The 17,009-nt window shown below is 66.3% G+C and carries 13 protein-coding genes and 1 tRNA gene; 6 read left to right on the top strand and 8 right to left on the bottom strand.

The window, feature by feature from the left end; genetic code table 11:
• Positions 1-63: 63 nt before the first annotated feature.
• Complete coding sequence (locus tag ABQZ09_RS02340) at positions 64-909, bottom strand: DUF3298 and DUF4163 domain-containing protein (RefSeq protein WP_039414470.1); 846 nt, start codon at positions 907-909, stop codon at positions 64-66.
• Positions 910-949: 40 nt separating this feature from the next.
• A complete protein-coding gene (locus tag ABQZ09_RS02335) occupies positions 950-1,234 on the bottom strand; it encodes a GNAT family N-acetyltransferase (RefSeq protein WP_349776019.1) in 285 nt (94 codons plus the stop codon).
• Between the two features lie 210 nt (positions 1,235-1,444).
• Here ABQZ09_RS02335 and ABQZ09_RS02330 point away from each other — a divergent pair, with 210 nt between their 5' ends.
• On the top strand, positions 1,445-1,651 hold the full coding sequence (locus tag ABQZ09_RS02330) for a hypothetical protein (protein WP_039414464.1): 207 nt from the start codon (positions 1,445-1,447) through the stop codon (positions 1,649-1,651).
• 142 nt (positions 1,652-1,793) lie between these two features.
• On the opposite strand, the gene ABQZ09_RS02325 is transcribed toward ABQZ09_RS02330, so the two are convergent.
• Entirely contained in the window at positions 1,794-2,402 is a 609-nt protein-coding gene (locus ABQZ09_RS02325; RefSeq protein ID WP_039414461.1) for a rhomboid family intramembrane serine protease, read from the bottom strand.
• 7 nt (positions 2,403-2,409) lie between these two features.
• Entirely contained in the window at positions 2,410-3,975 is a 1,566-nt protein-coding gene (locus tag ABQZ09_RS02320; protein ID WP_349776018.1) for a POT-type proton-dependent oligopeptide transporter, read from the bottom strand.
• Positions 3,976-4,257: 282 nt separating this feature from the next.
• Here ABQZ09_RS02320 and ABQZ09_RS02315 point away from each other — a divergent pair, with 282 nt between their 5' ends.
• The 3 genes from ABQZ09_RS02315 to ABQZ09_RS02305 all read left to right on the top strand — a co-directional run bounded on the left by ABQZ09_RS02315 (position 4,258) and on the right by ABQZ09_RS02305 (position 8,624).
• Positions 4,258-6,027 carry a M14 family metallopeptidase gene (locus tag ABQZ09_RS02315; protein ID WP_349776017.1) on the top strand — a complete coding sequence of 590 codons (1,770 nt, stop codon included), beginning with the start codon at positions 4,258-4,260 and terminating at the stop codon, positions 6,025-6,027.
• A 123-nt stretch (positions 6,028-6,150) separates the two neighbouring features.
• Positions 6,151-8,397, top strand: coding sequence for a beta-glucosidase family protein (locus ABQZ09_RS02310; protein ID WP_349776016.1), 2,247 nt, complete (start codon positions 6,151-6,153; stop codon positions 8,395-8,397).
• Between the two features lie 140 nt (positions 8,398-8,537).
• Positions 8,538-8,624 (top strand) — tRNA-Leu (locus ABQZ09_RS02305).
• Positions 8,625-8,843: 219 nt separating this feature from the next.
• Here the strand turns inward: ABQZ09_RS02305 and ABQZ09_RS02300 are convergent.
• Genes ABQZ09_RS02300 through ABQZ09_RS02285 form a run of 4 tightly spaced genes read right to left on the bottom strand, consistent with a single transcriptional unit; the run spans position 8,844 to position 13,586 of the window.
• A complete protein-coding gene (locus ABQZ09_RS02300; protein WP_047693582.1) occupies positions 8,844-10,424 on the bottom strand; it encodes a DHA2 family efflux MFS transporter permease subunit in 1,581 nt (526 codons plus the stop codon).
• 6 nt (positions 10,425-10,430) lie between these two features.
• Positions 10,431-11,624 carry an HlyD family secretion protein gene (locus tag ABQZ09_RS02295; protein ID WP_184386946.1) on the bottom strand — a complete coding sequence of 398 codons (1,194 nt, stop codon included), beginning with the start codon at positions 11,622-11,624 and terminating at the stop codon, positions 10,431-10,433.
• A gap of 10 nt (positions 11,625-11,634) precedes the next feature.
• Positions 11,635-13,149, bottom strand: coding sequence for an AdeC/AdeK/OprM family multidrug efflux complex outer membrane factor (locus tag ABQZ09_RS02290; RefSeq protein WP_349776015.1), 1,515 nt, complete (start codon positions 13,147-13,149; stop codon positions 11,635-11,637).
• Complete coding sequence (locus ABQZ09_RS02285) at positions 13,146-13,586, bottom strand: MarR family winged helix-turn-helix transcriptional regulator (RefSeq protein WP_039410307.1); 441 nt, start codon at positions 13,584-13,586, stop codon at positions 13,146-13,148. The genes ABQZ09_RS02290 and ABQZ09_RS02285 overlap by 4 nt, the downstream gene beginning before the upstream one ends.
• A 122-nt stretch (positions 13,587-13,708) precedes the next feature.
• Between ABQZ09_RS02285 and ABQZ09_RS02280 the strand changes: the two genes are divergently transcribed.
• Together ABQZ09_RS02280 and parC are read left to right on the top strand one after the other, a co-directional pair.
• The gene (locus ABQZ09_RS02280) at positions 13,709-14,560 is read left to right on the top strand and encodes an AraC family transcriptional regulator (RefSeq protein ID WP_039563972.1); all 852 of its coding nucleotides are present in this window, start codon (positions 13,709-13,711) and stop codon (positions 14,558-14,560) included.
• A gap of 60 nt (positions 14,561-14,620) precedes the next feature.
• Positions 14,621-16,864: a DNA topoisomerase IV subunit A gene (parC, locus tag ABQZ09_RS02275; protein WP_349776014.1), complete on the top strand. Its 2,244-nt coding sequence runs from the start codon at positions 14,621-14,623 to the stop codon at positions 16,862-16,864.
• Positions 16,865-17,009 lie beyond the last annotated feature (145 nt).

Genomic DNA, 17,009 nt, shown 5'->3' with positions numbered 1-17,009 from the left:
ACCCGTTTGATTACATTACTGAATGGCCAGGCCATTCAATCACATCGGTTGCAGGGCAACGGCTCAGTGAGCGAAAAGATGTGCATATTCCGGCGCGACCCACGGCAAGAGTGTAGATGCAGCCACCTCGGCCGTTTGTGTGCCATCCGAATAAGGGCCAACCTGATACGGCGGAAACACGAAGCGCACTGCAGCGATCTGCCCGGTGGCATTCAACACCGGCACGAACTGCGCGAAGTTGTCCACCTGCGCGGCAGTGCCCTCGGCAATCATGCGATCGGCAGAGGCCACCTGCTCGGCCTGTTCTTCCACCGGTACACGATCGGCTTCCACGCGCTGGGTTGCGGCGGCATGCAGCTGCGCGGCGACGTCGCGGCCGATCTTTTCCCAGCCCGCCGGATCGGGAACCATGGCCTGCGCCGTCAATTGCCTGCGCTCCTTGACCAACCACACAAAGCGGGCCACCAAGGGGTCGCCGTGTGCGCCGCCGGTGTAGCGGCTGCCATCGGCGGAGACGACGATCAGATCGGCCGTCTGCACGAGCGTTTCGAAAGCCAGCGACAGCTCGTAAGGCGCTGCAGGCTTGTCGTTACCCAAGCCGGACACCGCCTCCATCAACTCGCCGCGGGCGGCATTTGCATAGTTGCGGATCAGTGCGGTCAGTTCCGGATACGCATCCAGCCCACGCGGGTAGCTGATGCCCACCATGTAGGCAGGCGTTTGCTCGATCACATCTTCCAGCGGGCCGCTCTGCACCAGCAAAGGCTCCTGCGCGGGCGTTGCGCTCGCGGCCGCATCGGCCGCCGGTTCGGCGGGTTCGGGCGTGGCGGGTTCGCGCTGGGTACAACCCGCCAACAGCGCCAGCAACAGCAGGCCCCGTACACCATTTACTGCAAGCAACCGCCCCATTCCCACCTGCTCCCCTGATCGAACCATCCGCTGCCGGCACTCAGGCCAGCAGATCCTGAAATTGTTGGTGTCGGCGGACATACGCTGCGGCGTAGCTGCAAGCCGGCACCACCGTCAGCCCGTCTTCGCGCGCGAAGTTCAAAGCGGCCTCGACCAGCGTGGCGGCAATGCCTCGCCCTGCGATCGCGTCCGGGACCAACGTGTGCGTAATGGTCATGCGCGTGCCGTCGCGGTCATAGATCAGCTCGGCACGTTGTCCATCGGTGTCTACAACGAATTGCTGCTGACCCGGTTCGTGTACGGCGTGCACTGTCGCTGCCTCCATCGTGGTCTGCGCCTGGCAGTAAGTGTTTGCCCAGTGTGACCAGCGCGACGCCGCGCCTGCGTGAAAATGAATCCACGCTGTGACCGCCCGCGCGGCCTGGCAAACCTGTTCTCAAGTTCGCTCAGGCAACGCCGATAGCTGACTCGAAGGCGCTCGCTGCAACCGGTCTCCGGCATGGCCAGATCCTTCTTACCTACGAGGAGTCACCGCATGCACAACGATTCGGCCGGACACACCGCAGACAGCGACAGCTCGTTGCTCGAGGGCCTGTTCCAGTTCGCCATCACCGGCGACACCCATAACCCCGATTTCGCCCAGCTCAACGATACCGTCTACCAGCGCCTGCAGCAGGCCTATGGCGCGACCTCGGGTGCAGCGATCGGTAGCACCACCGATCAGGAACGCAACGCGGCTTAAAGGCCAGCGTCGCTACATCTGCCGGGGCTGGCGACGCCATCGTGCCGGCCCTGGCGCCGTCCGCGGGATCCGCCGATTGGCACCGCTGCAACGTGCGTGGCTACCGCCGCCTGGCGGACGCCTCGCTGCCGCCGCCGGACACTCAGCCAAAGCGCGGATTGGACAGCTGCTCCAGAAAGACCTGCCACACACGCGGCTCCATGATCAGCATGAACATCACCCCGAACGCCGCGCCGGCCAGGTGCGCGCTGTGGTTGATGCGGTCGCCGCCGCGGCGGTCCATCCACAGGCTGTAGCCCACATAGAACACCGCATAGATGATCGCCGGTGCCGGAATGAACAGCACCAGGATGATCGTCCACGGCTGCAGCAGGATGAAGGCGAACAACACCGCCGACACCGCACCGGACGCACCCAGACTCAAATAGTTGGGGTTGTGCTGGTTCTTCAGGTAGCTGGGCAGGATCGACACCACCAACGCGGCCAGATAGAACAGCGGATAAGTCAGCACGCTGCCGGTCAGCTGTGTCATCACGTTCTCGATCACCCGGCCGAAAAAGAACAGCGTGATCATGTTGAAGACCAGGTGGCCCAGGTCGGCATGAATGAAACCGTAGGTCACCAGCCGGTCGTACTGCCGGTTCTTGTCCAGCGCCGGCGGCCACAGGATCAGCCGGTCGGCCAGCTTGCGGTTGTTGAACGCCATCCACGAGACGATGCCGGTGATGGCGATCAGGATCAGGGTAATCATGCAGACCTCAGGCAGAACGGTAATTGTCGACCATGCGATAACGGCGCGCGTACAGGCCGAAGGCCAGCGCCGCCAGAAACGCAAACGCCGCGAAGAAGAACATCAGAAATGCCGCCTCGCTCAGCCCAGTATCGGCGATCTGCGAGGTCACCGTCGCGTTGCGCACCGCCACGTTCGATAGCAGCACCCACAGGTTGCCGACGGTGGTGGTGAGATACCAGAAACTCATCACAACGCCCTTCATCGATGCCGGTGCCTGGCTGTAGGCGAACTCGATGCCGGTGGCCGACACCAGCACCTCGCCGAAAGTGAGCAAGGCATAGGGCAGGATCTGCCAGGCGATGTGCATCGGCTCGCCGCCGTCCATGACCACCTGGATCGCCCCGACCGCAATCCACGCCACGCCACTGAAGGCAATGCCGCTGGTCATGCGACGCAACGGCGTCGGCTCCCAGCCGCCACGGCGCAGCAGCGGGTACAGCACCAGGTTGTTGAAGGGAATCAGCAGCATCACCAGCAACGGATTGAGCGCCTGCATCTGCGAGGCGGTGAACCAGGCCGGCATGGTCATTTCGCGTCCCTGCAGCACCCAGGTGGAGGCCTTCTGATCGAACAGGGAAAAGAACGGCGTCACCAGCGCGAAGATCACCAGCACGCGCAGCAAGGCACGCACACCTTCCACGGCCGCGTCCGGATGCGTACCGCGTGCACGCTCCAGCTGCCACCAGGTACCGCCGCCGATCCCGGCCAGCAGCAGCACCAGCGCCATGCACAGGCAGATCACGATGCCCAGCGGCGCCACCAGCGCCAGGCAGGCCAGTGCAGCCACCACCGAGAGGACGGCCAGCACCAGGCCGGGCCGCCCCTGCCCCGCCGCGCGTGCCAACAACGCCGTCCGCACCACCGCACCGAACCCGTGCGGATCTTTCGGCGGCAGCGGCACCCGCACGTAGCGGCTGCGGCCCAGCCAGAACACCAGCGTGGCCACGAACATCAGGATGCCGGGGATGCCGAACGCCCAGGACGGACCCAGATTTTTCAAGGCCAACGGAATCAGCAGCGAGGCGAACAGCGAGCCGAAATTGATGATCCAGTAAAAGGCGTCGAACACCACCTTGGCCAGGTGCTTGTTGGACTGGTCGAACTGGTCGCCCATGAACGAGGCCACCAGCGGCTTGATGCCGCCCGCGCCCAGCGCGATCAAGCCCAGCCCGACAAAGAACCCGCTGCGGCTGCCTTCGAACGCCGCAAGACAGGCATGCCCGGCGCAGTACACCAGGCTGAACCACAGGATGGTGTTGTATTTGCCGAAGAAGCGATCGGCCAGCCAGCCCCCCAGCAGCGGGAAGAAATACACCCCGATCATGAAGCTGTGCAGGATGTGCTTGGCTTCGGCCTCGCGGCCCGGCGCGCCAACCTCCTGCAGCAGCAGTGAGGTGATCAGGAACTGCACCAGGATGTTGCGCATCCCGTAGAAGCTGAAACGCTCGCAGGCTTCGTTGCCGATGATGAAAGGAATCTGGCGCGGCAGGCGCGCACCGGCGGTAGGGCCCGGCAAGGTGGAGGTGGTCAAAGGCGGTCCGGTCGAGCGGTAGACAGGCGCTATCGTACCGGCGCCAGGACGTCGCCGGCCATGGTCCTGCCGTGCGCAGCGCACCGCACGGCTAACGCGCAGGGCACCGGTGCGTTCGATGCCATCAAACGCCTGGGCATTGCGCATGGAGGCGCAGCGAAATGCAGCACCGACCGGGCGCTCGCGCTCGCTGCTGACCGCTGCCCATGCCGCAGTGCAGATTGGCCTGCCCGCTCGGCTCGGCTACATTGCAAACGTTTTCCTGGAACACTGGACCGCTGGATGCCCCGCTTCACCCGCCTGGCCCTGAGCCTGTTGCTGCTGACTTCCCCCCCTGCCGCGCTTGCCGCCACACCACTGACCACGCAGGCCGAGCGCAGCGGGTTCGTGCAGACCGGCCGCTATGACGAAGTCATCGCGCTGTGCGATGCCTTCGCGCAGCGCTACCCGCAGGCGGTGCGCTGCGAAGAGTTCGGCACCACGCCGGAAGGCCGGCCGATGAAGGCCTTGGTCGTCTCCACCAGTGGCGCGCTCGACGCGCAGTCGGCCGCGCAGCGCAAGCTGCCGGTGGTGTTGATCCAGGGCGGTATCCACGCCGGCGAGATCGACGGCAAGGACGCGGGCTTCCTGGCATTGCGCGAACTGCTCGACGGCAAGGCCGGTAAAGGCGTGCTCGACAAACTGGTGTGGGTATTCGTGCCGGTGTTCAACGTGGACGGGCATGAGCGCTTTGGCGCCTGGAACCGGCCCAACCAGCGCGGCCCCGAGCAGATGGGCTGGCGCACCACCGCGCAGAACCTCAACCTCAACCGCGATTACGTCAAGGCCGACGCACCCGAGATGCAGGCCATGCTGCGCCTGGTGCAGCAGTGGGACCCGCTGATGTATGTGGACCTGCACGTCACCGATGGCGCCAAGTTCGAGCACGACGTGTCGGTGCAGGTGGAGCCGGTGCATGCCGGCGATGCGACCTTGCAGCGCGACGGCACGCGCTGGCGCGACGCGGTACTGGCGGATCTGAAAAAACAGGGCTCGCTGCCGCTGCCCTACTACCCGTCCTTCGTACACGAGGACGACCCTGCCTCCGGTTTTGCCGACGATGTCTCGCCGCCACGCTTCTCGCACGGGTATTTCCTGCTGCGCAACCGCTTCGGCATGCTGGTGGAAACGCATTCGTGGAAGGACTACCCCACACGCGTGCGGGTGACCCGTAATGCCATCGTGTCGGTGCTGCAGCAGACTGCACGCAATGGCGCGCAGTGGCGCGCCGATGCACTGGCCGCCGACCAACGCGCCATGCAGCTGGCTGGCACATCCGAGCCGTTGAGCTTTGCCGCCGGCCCGCAGGCGCGCACGGTCGCGTTTCGCGGCTATGCATACACACGCACACCGTCGCCGATTTCCGGCGCGTTGATGACGCACTACGACGAGCGCACACCGCACATCTGGAAAGTGCCGCTGCGCGACCAGATCAAGCCTGATGTGGTGGTGGATGCGCCGCGCGGCGGCTACCTGGTGCCGGCCGCGCAAGCCGTCCTGGTGGGCGAAAAACTGCGCCTGCACGGCATCGACTTCCAGACCATCGGCAGTGCGGCCAAGCGTCCGGTGCAAACCTTCCGCGCCGACAAGGCCAGCTTTGCCGCGCGCTCGAATGAAGGTCACCAGGCGCTCGACCTCGTTGGGCAATGGCGCGATGAAAGCCGCGATGTGCCGGCTGGCTCGCTGTTCGTGCCAATCGCCCAACCCAAGGCACGCCTGGTGATGGCGATGCTGGAACCGCAGGCGCCGGACTCGCTGCTGCAGTGGGGCTTTTTCAACACCGCGTTCGAGCGCAAGGAATACATGGAAGCCTACGTCGCCGAAGAGGTGGCGCGCGACATGCTCGCCAGCGATGCCGCATTGAAGGCGCAATTCGAACAGCGCATCGCCAGCGACCCGGACTTTGCCAAGGATCCGCAGGCACGGCTGGAATTCTTCGCCAAGCGCCATTCTTCCTGGGATGAGCGCTATCAGCTTTACCCGGTCCTGCGCACCGCGCAGACCGGCTTCTAACCGCCACGCCGATTCCGGCAGGCGGCAGCGCGGCATAGCCGCGTCCACCCGATTCGGGCACTTCGGTGCCCACAAGTTCGTTACGACCCAGCACTACAAGGACACCCCGTGCCACACCTCGATATGAAAACGTTTACACACCACCAGAAACGCCCGCGCCCCCTGGTCCTGGCGGTAGTCATGGGCCTGGGCATCGCCCTGGCTGCACCGCTGGTTGTCGCACAAGGCGCGCCGTCGTCGCAGCCGTGGATGGACACCGCATTGACGGCGGACCAGCGCGCCGATCGCCTGCTGGCGCAGATGACCGACGACGAAAAATTCCAGATGCTGCGCAGCTATTTCGGCCTGGGCACCGACAAGATCCCCAAGCCTGAAGGTGCGCTGGGCTCGGCCGGTTACGTGCCTGGCGTTCCGCGCCTGGGCATCCCCGCGCAGCAGCTCGCCGATGCAGGCGTGGGCGTGACCAACCCGGGTGGCATCCGCAAGGGCGACTTCGCCACCGCCATGCCATCAGGTCCGTCCACTGCATCGAGCTGGAACCCGCAGTTGGCGTACGCCGGCGGCAAGACCATGGGCCGCGAATCCTGGCAGCAGGGCTTCAACGTGTTGCTGGCCGGCAGCGTCAATCTGCAGCGCGACCCGCGTAACGGGCGTAATTTCGAATATGCCGGCGAAGATCCGTTGCTGGCCGGCACCATGGTCGGCGAATCGATCCGCGGCGTGCAGAGCGAACATGTGTTGTCGACGATGAAGCACTACGCGCTCAACGACATGGAGACGCGGCGCAACTTCCACAGCGCCGACATCGGCGAGCAGGCGATGCACGAATCGGATCTGCTGGCCTTCGAGATCGCATTGAAGGTCGGCGACCCGGCCTCGGTGATGTGTTCGTACAACAAGATCAACGGCATCTATGGCTGCGAGCACGATTACCTGCTCAACCAGGTGCTCAAGCAGGAATGGAAATACCCCGGTTACGTGATGTCCGACTGGGGCGGCGTGCACAGCGGCTCCAAGGCGGCGTTGGCCGGGCTGGATCAGCAATCGGCCGGCGAAGTGTTCGACGCGGCGGTGTTCTTCGATGCGCCGTTGCGCATGGCGGTGTCGGCCGGCGTGGTGCCGCGCGCGCGTTTCGACGACATGGTCAAGCGCGTGTTGCGCAGCCTGTTCGCGCATGGCGCGTTCGATCACCCGACCCAGCGCCAGCCGATCGACGGCAAGGCCGGCCTCTTGGCTGCGCAGCATGTGGCCGAGGAAGGCAGCGTGTTGCTGCGTAACGAGCAGGCCACCTTGCCGCTGTCCAGAGACGTGCGCCGCATTGCCGTGATCGGCGGCTACGCCGACAAGGGCGTGATGTCCGGCGGCGGCTCCTCGCGCGTGGACTACACCATCAACGGCGGCAACGCGGTACCGGGCATCACGCCGACCACGTGGCCCGGCCCGGTGATCATCCACCCGTCTTCGCCGTTGCAGGCGCTGCGCGCCGCGTTGCCGAATGCGCAGATCGATTACGTGAACGGCAAGGACCGTGCAGCGGCCGCACGCGCGGCGAAGACCGCCGATGTGGCGATCGTGTTCGCCACCCAGTGGGCCGCCGAATCGGTGGATCTGCCGGACATGCGCCTGCCCGACAACCAGGACGCCTTGATCGAAGCGGTGGCCAAGGCCAACCCCAAGACCACCGTGGTGCTGGAAACCAACGGACCGGTGCGCATGCCGTGGGCCGAGCGCGTGCCGGCGGTGCTGCAGGCGTGGTACCCGGGCATCGGTGGCGGCGAAGCGATCGCCAACCTGCTGACCGGTGCGGTGAACCCGTCCGGCCACCTGCCGGTGACCTGGCCGGTGAACGAGTCGCAGCTGCCGCGCCCCTCGATTCCGGGCCTGGGCTTCAAGCCGGCCAAGCCGGGCGAAGACAGCATCGACTACGCCATCGAAGGCGCCAACGTCGGCTACAAGTGGTTCGCCGCGCGCAATCTCACCCCGCGCTATCCGTTCGGCCACGGCCTGTCGTACACCCAGTTCCGCATGGGCGGGCTGCGCGTGGACGCCAACGGCAGCCAGCTCACCGCCAGCTTCGAGGTGGAAAACATCGGCCAGCGTGAAGGTGCCGCGGTGCCGCAGCTCTACGTCACCCTGCCCGACGGCCACGCCACCCCGCTGCGGCTGATCGGCTGGCAGAAGCTCACGCTCAAGCCAGGCGAAAAGCGCCGCGTGCAGGTGGTGGCCGAGCCGAAGACGTTGGCCGACTTCGATGCCAAGGCACGTCACTGGACGATTGCGGCGGGCACCTACCGCGTGCAACTGGCGCGCTCGGCGAGCGAACCGGTGCAGAGCGTGGAGGTCGCCCTGGAGGCCACCCAGTTGCCGTGAGCGGCCCGTGGCGGACGCGTGCTGCGCGCATCCGCCGCCCCGCCGCCGCTCTGGTCACGCGCATCGCAAGCGACGCTAAAATTTTGCAAAAGATGCGTTGACAGCCACGCACGTAGCTTGCACAATTCGCCCCCTGAGTCGCCCAGGTGGCGGAATTGGTAGACGCACTAGCTTCAGGTGCTAGCGGGGGCAACTTCGTGGAGGTTCGAGTCCTCTCCTGGGCACCACGACTCACGGTAGATCGTAAAAAACCTCGCTTCGGCGGGGTTTTTTGCGTTTGGGGCATCAGTGTTGCGAGGTCTTCATTTGCCAAGGCCTGCGTCAGGCCATGCATCGCATCGAACTGCTTGGCGCTGCGGCAGTCGGCCAACGCTAAATCCCGAATGAAGAAAAACCCCGCATTTCAGCGGGGTTTTTCATGCTCAGCCCACTGCCGCGCTCAGCGCTCAATGCCCGCCAGCCGCCGCCGCGCCACCGGCACCCGCACCGAACGGGGGCTTGGCCAGCCATAGGAAGAAGATGATGGCCAGGAAGGTCCAGCCGAGCAGGTAGAAGATGTCGTTGAAGCCCATCTGCGAGGCCTGGTGGTTGATCATATTGTTGAGCGAGGCCGCGCCGCGCTGCAGGTCGCCCTGCCCCATTGCGGTGACCTGCTCCTGCATGCCCGGCGTGTAGACCGAGATGTGTTCGGTGATGTGCGCGTGGTGCACCTGGGTCCGGCGTGCCCACAGATAGGTGGTCAACGATGCGGCAAAGCTGCCGCCCAGCGTGCGCAGAAATGTCGCCAGGCCGGAGCCCGCAGCAATCTCGCGCCCATCCAGATCCGACAACAGGATTTGCAGCACCGGCATGAAGAACAACGCGACGCCCACGCCCATCACCAGCTGAATGGTCGCAACGTGGCCGAAGTCCACCTGCAGGTTGAAGTTGGAGCGGAAGAAGCTGGTGAACGACATGAAGACGAAGGCGATGGTGGCGAGCATGCGCAAGTCAAAACGCAGCGCGTACTTGCCCACGAACGGCGTCATCAATACCGGCAGGATGCCGATCGGCGCGGTCGCCAGGCCGGCCCAGATCGCGGTGTAGCCCATGTCGCGTTGCAGCCATTGCGGGATCAGCAGGCTGACACTGAAGAACGCCGCATACGCCACCACCATGGCCAGCGTGCCGGCGCGGAAGTTGCGATGCCGGAACAGCTTGAGGTCGACGATGGGGTCCTTGTCGGTGAGTTCCCAGATCACAAACACCACCAGCGCCACCGCAGCGACGCAGGCCAGCACCACGATCTTGTCGGACGAGAACCAGTCTTCGTCATTGCCCAGATCCAGCACCAGCTGCAGCGCGCCCACGCCGACCACCAGCAGGATCAGGCCGATGTAGTCCATGCGCGGCTTTTCGAGTTGCTCGGGGCGATTGCGCAACTGCGAGCCCACGATACTGCTGGCGATGATGCCCAGCGGCACGTTGATCAGGAAGATCCATTCCCAGCTGTAGTTGTCGGTGATCCAGCCACCCAGGATCGGGCCGGCGATCGGCGCCACCACGGTGATCATCGCCAGCAGGGCGAGCGCCTGCCCGCGTTTTTCGCGTGGGTAGATCGACACCAGCAAGCTCTGGGTGATCGGGTACATCGGCCCGGCCACGAAGCCCTGCAGTGCACGCGACACCACCAGCATGCCCATGCTCTGCGCCAGGCCGCACAGCAGCGAGGCGATGGTGAAGGCCAGCGTGGACCACACGAACAATTTGGTCTCGCCAAACCGACGGCTCAGCCAGCCGGTGAGCGGCAAGGCGATCGCGGTGCTGACCGCGAACGAGGTGATGACCCAGGTGGCCTGCTGCGAACTGGCGCCGAGATTGCCGGCGATGGTCGGCAGCGAGACGTTGGCGATGGTGGTGTCCAGCACCTGCATGAACGAGGCCATGGCCAGGCCCACGGTGCACAGCGCCACGCTGGCCGGGCGAAAGCCGGCGGCGGGCGCTGGCGCCGCCGGGCCGCCGGGCGCGGTGGGAGCTTGCGAAGACATGGTGGCTCAGCCCGCCTTGGTGGCAGCCTGCGACGGCAGGTTGTCCTGGATGATGCGATGGATGTCGGCGTCGGCGGCCTGCAACTGCTGCGCATACACGTCGGTGGAGAACACCGCGCCGGTCGCAGGCTTGGTCGGCAGCACGCTGCCCTGCTGGTCGTGCAGATTGACCTCGACCTTCATCGACAGGCCGATGCGCAATGGATTGCCTGCCAACTGCTTGCTGTCCACCGCAATGCGCACCGGCACGCGCTGCACGATCTTGATCCAGTTGCCGCTGGCGTTCTGCGCCGGCAACAGCGAGAACGCGCTGCCGGTGCCCAGGCCCAGGCTTTCGATGCGGCCGGTGTAATCCACGCCACCGCCGTACAGATCCGAGCGCAGCTCCACTTCCTGGCCCAGGCGCATGTGCTTGAGCTGGGTTTCCTTGAAGTTGGCTTCCACCCACACCTGCTCCAGCGGCACCACCGCCATCAGCACGCTGCCGGGCTGCACGCGCTGGCCAACCTGCGCCGAACGCCGCGCGACATAACCGGACACCGGTGCCACCACGCCGGTACGCGCGTGGTTGAGATAGGCCTGGCGCACCTGCGCTGCGGCGGTCTGAACGTCCGGCTGGCTGGCCAGGTCGCTGTCGTCCACCAGCGCGCGATTACGCTCGAAGCTCTCGCGCGAGCCGCTCACCGCGGCCTCGGCAGCCGCCAGTTCTTCGCGGGCATGCGCCAGTTCTTCGTTGGAAATGGCACCGCTGGCGGCCAGATTCCTGCGTCGCGCAAAGTCGGCGCGGGCGCTGCGCAGCGTCACTTCGCGCGCAGACACTTCGGCCTGCGCACCTTCCACGCTGCGGTACAGACCGCGCACCTGGCGCACGGTCTTGGCCAGGTTGGCTTCGGCCTGCTGCAGTGCCACGGCGGTGTCGGCCGGGTCCAGCTGCACCAGCAACTGGCCGCGCTCCACGCGCATGCCGTCTTCGGCGCCGATGCTGACCACGGTGCCGCCCACCATCGGGGTGATCTGCACCTGGTTGCCCTGCACGTAGGCGTCGTCGGTGTCTTCGTGCCAACGGCCGACCAGGAAGTACCACGCCACCAGACCGATGATCGCCACGATCACCAGAATGGCCACGATGCGCAGCGCCGCACGGCGCTTGCTGGGCGCAGCCGGCGCGGGTTGGGAAGAAGTTGGAGTGCTCTGGCTCATCGTCGCTGTCTCAGGAATTCGGTTGTGCGGAGGTGGTCGCGGTGCGTGCGGTGTCGCGTGCGGGCTCCGGCGTGAATCCGCCGCCCAGCGCACGCTGCAACCTCACCGAGGCCAGGAGTTGTTGCGACTGCAGCCCGGCCATGCGCTGGCGTGCGACGAGCAACTGCTCCTGCACGCTGAGCACTTCCAGATAGCTGCCGATGCCGGCGCGGTAACGCTGCTGCGCCAGCCCGAACGCGGCGTTGACCGTCTGCACGGCCTCGTCCTGCGCCTGCACGCGCTGCTGCAGCGAGCGCACCGCGTTGACCTGGTCGGCCACTTCGCGCAGCGCGGCAATCACCTTCTGGTTGTAATCGGCCACGGCCAGGTCGTACTGCGCATCGCTGCCGGCCAGATTGGCGCGCAGCTTGCCGCCGTCGAAGATTGGCAGGCTCAATGCCGGCGCCACCAATCCGAACACCGAGCCGCTTTCCAGCAGCTTGCCGATATCCGGATTGACCGCCCCACCGAGCGCGGTGAGGTTGAGGCTGGGATAGAAGCGCGTCTTGGCCACCGCGATGTCCTTGTCGGCGGCCTCCACGCGCCAGCGCGCGGCCACTACGTCGGGGCGACGACCCAGCAGATCGGCCGGCAGGTTGCCCGGCAGCTGCATGGCGATCGATGCGGCGATGGCAGGCCGTGCGATGTCCAGCCCGCGATCCGGCCCCTGCCCGACCAACGCGGCCAGCGCAGTGCGCGCCTCATCGATCTGCTGCTGCGCGGATTGCACCTGCTGCTGCGCGGCCGGCACGCGCGCCTGCGCCTGGCGCACCTGCAGCTCGCTATCGATGCCGGCGCTGCGGCGTTGCCGGGTCAGCTCCAGGGTCTTCTGCGCGCGGCCCAGCTCATCGTTGGCCACATCGTGCAGGCTCCACGCATAGGCCAGTTGCGCATAGCCTTCGGCGATCGCCGCCGACAGGTTCAGCCGCGCCGCCTGCGCATCTACCTCGGCCGCATGTGCCTGGTCCACCGCCGCTTCCCAGGCGCTGCGCTTGCCGCCCCACAGATCCACGCCATAACGGAAATCCAGCACCACCTGCGCGCTGCCGCCGTAACTGCCGCCCAGTTCCTCGCCGACCATCGATTCGGGCAACTGCAACCCGGTATAGCCGCCGGACACCGACAGGCTGGGGCCACGGTCGGCCTGGGCCGAACCGATGCGCGCCTGCGCCTGCCGCAGCCGCGCATCGGCTGCGGCAAGGCTGGGGCTGTGCTGCAGGCCTTCGGCAATCAGGGCATCCAGCTGCGCATCGCCCAGCGCACGCCACCAGTCGCTGGCCGGCCATGCGGCGGAACTCAAGCCGGCCTGCGTCAGGGTGCGCTCGGCATGCACGTCGCCGGGCTGCAGCACGGTGCCTTGCGGTGCCAGGCCACGGCTGCTGGCACATGCAGCCAGCGCCAGGCTCAGCGCGGTGAGGACGAGCGGCCGCGCCAGGCGCGTCGAGCGCGGGCGCAGCGTCTGGAGAAGGGAACTAGCAGCGTTCATGAGTTGAGTGCATCGCGGACACGGATGAGAAGAGAGGTGAGTTGCTCGCGCTCGGGCGCCGACAGGTCGCGCAGGCCGTGCTCGATGGCACGCTCGCCACGCGCGCGCAGCCGCTCCCACAGCGCCAGGCCTTGGTCGGTCATGACGATCTGCAGCGCGCGGCGGTCCTGCGCATGCGGCTCGCGCCGCACCGCGCCGAGCGCTTCGAGCTTGTCGAGCAGGCGGGTGACCGCGCTCGGGGTCTGGTCCAGGGCCAGCGCCAACTCGTTGGCCGTGCAGGGCGAACGCACTGCCAGGACCTTCAGCCCCACGTAGTGGCTGAAGCCGAAGTCGGGCAGCTCGCCCTTCATCTCGGCGTCGAGTTGGCGCATCAGCGCGTCGCGCACCTGGCGCAACAGCAGGCCGAACGACGGCGAGGCGGTGGGCGGTAGGTCCATGCCAGACATTTTGTTCCGAAAAATATATTTGTCAACGCAAATATCTTATACGGTATTAAACCGCGCGCAAGGATCGCCACGATACGCGCCGAGGTTGCTGGCCCGGTAATACAATTGCGCCAATGACTATCGAAAACCCGCCAACCACGATCGATGCGTTGCCACCCGGCATCCGGGCCAGTTTCGAGTGGGCACACGGGCCGGTGCTGATCGCGTTCCTGGCCGACCTGCGTGCGGTGTGGGCACCGGAAACCGCCTGGCATTCCCACGTGCGCGGCCAGCTGATGTTTGTCGAACAGGGGGTGCTCACCGTGCACACCGAACAGGGCACGCTGTCGCTGCCACCCGGCTGCGCCGGCTGGATGCCGCCCGGCCGACAGCACACCGTGGAGCTGGCCGGGCCGATGCGCGGATGGGGCGTGGTGGTGCGGCCCGATGCCTGCCATGCCCTGCCCGCACAGGGCGGCGTGATCCGCCTGACCGGGCTGGCACGCGAAGCGATCATGCGTGCCGCCAGCTGGCCGCTGGATCAGCCGCTAGACGCTGCCCAGCAACGGCTGGCCGCAGTGCTGCTGGACGAACTGTGCCAGGTGCAGATCGACCACCTGCACCTGCCCATGCCGGCCGACCGCCGGCTGCTGCGCATCGCCCGCCAGCTGCTCGACACCCCGGCCGACCCGCGCCCGCTCGAAGCCTGGGCCGACTGGGGCGGGCTATCGCCGCGCAGCCTGAGCCGGCATTTCCGTGCCGAGACCGGGCTGAGTTTTGCGCAATGGCGGCAGCAGGCGCGGCTGGCCGAAGGCCTGCGCCGGCTCAGCCAGGGCAGCCCGGTGGCGCAGGTGGCCGACCAGCTGGGCTATAGCAGCCCCAGTGCCTTCGTCAGTGTGTTCCACCGCCATTTCGGTGCCCCGCCCACCCGTTATCTGGCCGCCGGCCATGCGCGCGGCTTGGCATCCCCCGCCGCATCCGGATAATCGGCGCTCTTCGAGTCCGCGCCCTGGTGCGGGTTCCTCTTACGCAGGACCTGGCTTTACATGACCGATCTGACCCGTCCCACCTTCCACGGCTTCGAGCAGCTGCCGCTGCGCGAGTACGCCGAACGCGCCTATCTCGACTATTCGATGTACGTGGTGCTCGACCGCGCCCTGCCATTCCTGGGCGATGGCCTGAAGCCGGTGCAGCGGCGCATCATCTTCGCCATGAGCGAGCTGGGCCTGAATGCCGCCGCCAAGCCGAAGAAATCCGCGCGCACCGTGGGCGATGTGATCGGTAAGTACCACCCGCATGGCGACAGCGCCTGCTACGAGGCACTGGTGCTGATGGCCCAGCCGTTCTCGTACCGTTACCCGCTGATCGAAGGCCAGGGCAACTTCGGCTCGACCGACGACCCCAAGTCGTTCGCGGCGATGCGCTACACCGAATCCAAGCTGACCCCGATCGCCGAAGTGTTGCTGGGCGAAATCAGCCAGGGCACCACCGATTGGGCAGCCAACTTCGACGGCACCCTGGAAGAACCCACCTGGCTGCCGGCCCGCCTGCCGCACCTGCTGCTCAATGGCACCACCGGCATCGCCGTCGGCATGGCCACCGATGTGCCGCCGCACAACCTCAACGAGATCGTGAGCGCGCTGCTGCGCCTGCTCGACGACCCCGATGCCACGGTCGCCGACTTGTGCGAGCACGTGCTGGGCCCGGACTACCCGACCACCGCCGAGATCATCACCCCGGCTGCGGACCTGCGGAACATCTACGAGACCGGCCACGGCAGCGTGCGCGCACGTGCCACCTACAAGAAAGAACACGCCAACATCGTCATCGACGCGCTGCCGTACCAGGTGTCGCCGTCCAAGGTGATCGAGCAGATCGCCCAGCAGATGCGCGCCAAGAAGCTGCCATGGCTGGAGGACATCCGCGACGAATCCGACCACACCAGTCCGGTGCGGGTGGTGCTGGTGCCGCGCTCCAATCGCGTGGATGCCGAGCAGCTGATGGGCCACCTGTTCGTCACCACCGACCTGGAACGCAGCTATCGCGTCAACCTCAACGTGATCGGCCTGGATGGCCGTCCGCAGGTCAAGAACCTCAAGCACCTGCTGAGCGAATGGCTGACCTTCCGCAGCGACACGGTCACCCGCCGCCTCAACCATCGCCTGCAAAAGGTCGAGCGCCGTCTGCACCTGTTGGAAGGCCTGTTGATCGCCTTCCTCAACCTGGACGAAGTGATCCGCATCGTCCGCAGCGAAGACGAACCCAAGCCGGTGCTGATCGCGCGCTTCGCGCTGAGCGAGGAACAGGCCGAATACATCCTGGAAACCAAGCTGCGCCAGCTGGCGCGCCTGGAAGAAATGAAGATCCGCGGCGAGCAGGATGCCCTCGCCAAGGAACGCGCGCAGATCATGGCCATCCTGGACAGCAAGCCCAAGCTGAAGAAGCTGATCAAGGACGAGCTCACCGCCGATGCCAAGAAGTTCGGCGATGCGCGCCGTTCGCCGCTGGTGCAGCGCGGCGCCGCGCAGGCCATCGACGAAACCGAGATGGTCGCCAGCGAACCGATGACCGTGGTGCTGTCGGAAAAGGGCTGGGTGCGTGCCGCCAAGGGCCACGAGGTCGATCCGGCCGGCATGTCGTATCGCGAAGGCGATGGCCTGCGGGCGGCAGTGCGCAGCCGCAGCACCCACCAGGTGGCGTTCCTGGATTCCGATGGCCGCGCCTATTCCACCGCCGTGCACACCCTGCCCTCCGCGCGTGGCAATGGCGAACCGCTGACCGGGCGCTTCTCGCCGGCCTCCGGCGCCGCGTTCCAGGTCATGGCCAGTGCGGACAACGCCACCCGCTTCGTGCTGGCGTCCTCGCACGGCTACGGTTTCGTCACCCGTTTCGAAAACCTCACCGGCCGCAACAAGGCCGGCAAGGCGATGCTCAACCTCACCGCCGGCTCGCACGTGCTGACGCCGGCGCAGGTGAGCGACCCGCAGACCGACCGGATTGTCGCGGTGACCAGCGCCGGCAACCTGCTGGCGGTGCCGGCGACCGAGGTGCCCGAGCTGGACAAGGGCAAGGGCAACAAGATCATCGAGATCCCCAAGGCCAAGCTCGGCACCGAGCGTGTGGTGGCGGTGGTGGCGGTCGCTCCGGGCAATACCCTGCTGGTGCGCAGCGGCGCCCGCACCATGAGCCTGTCGTTCAGGGATCTGGACACGTATGTGGGTGCGCGCGCGAGCCGTGGGTCGTTGTTGCCGCGTGGGTGGCAGAAGGTGGATGGGTTGGAAGTGCAGTAACGGGGGTTCACCCATCCGGCGCGCAGCGGCGCGGCTGGAACTGCGGTCGCCTCAGGCGACCGAGGCGCGGGCTGGAAGTGCAGTACGGTTGTTCACCCATGCGGCGCGCCTGGGACTGCGGTCGCTTCAGGCGACTGAGGCGCGG

It is taken from the genome of Xanthomonas sp. WHRI 6106, from assembly GCF_040202405.1.
Taxonomy (GTDB): Bacteria; Pseudomonadota; Gammaproteobacteria; order Xanthomonadales; family Xanthomonadaceae; genus Xanthomonas; species Xanthomonas cannabis.
This window is presented reverse-complemented; position numbering and strand designations above follow the sequence as displayed.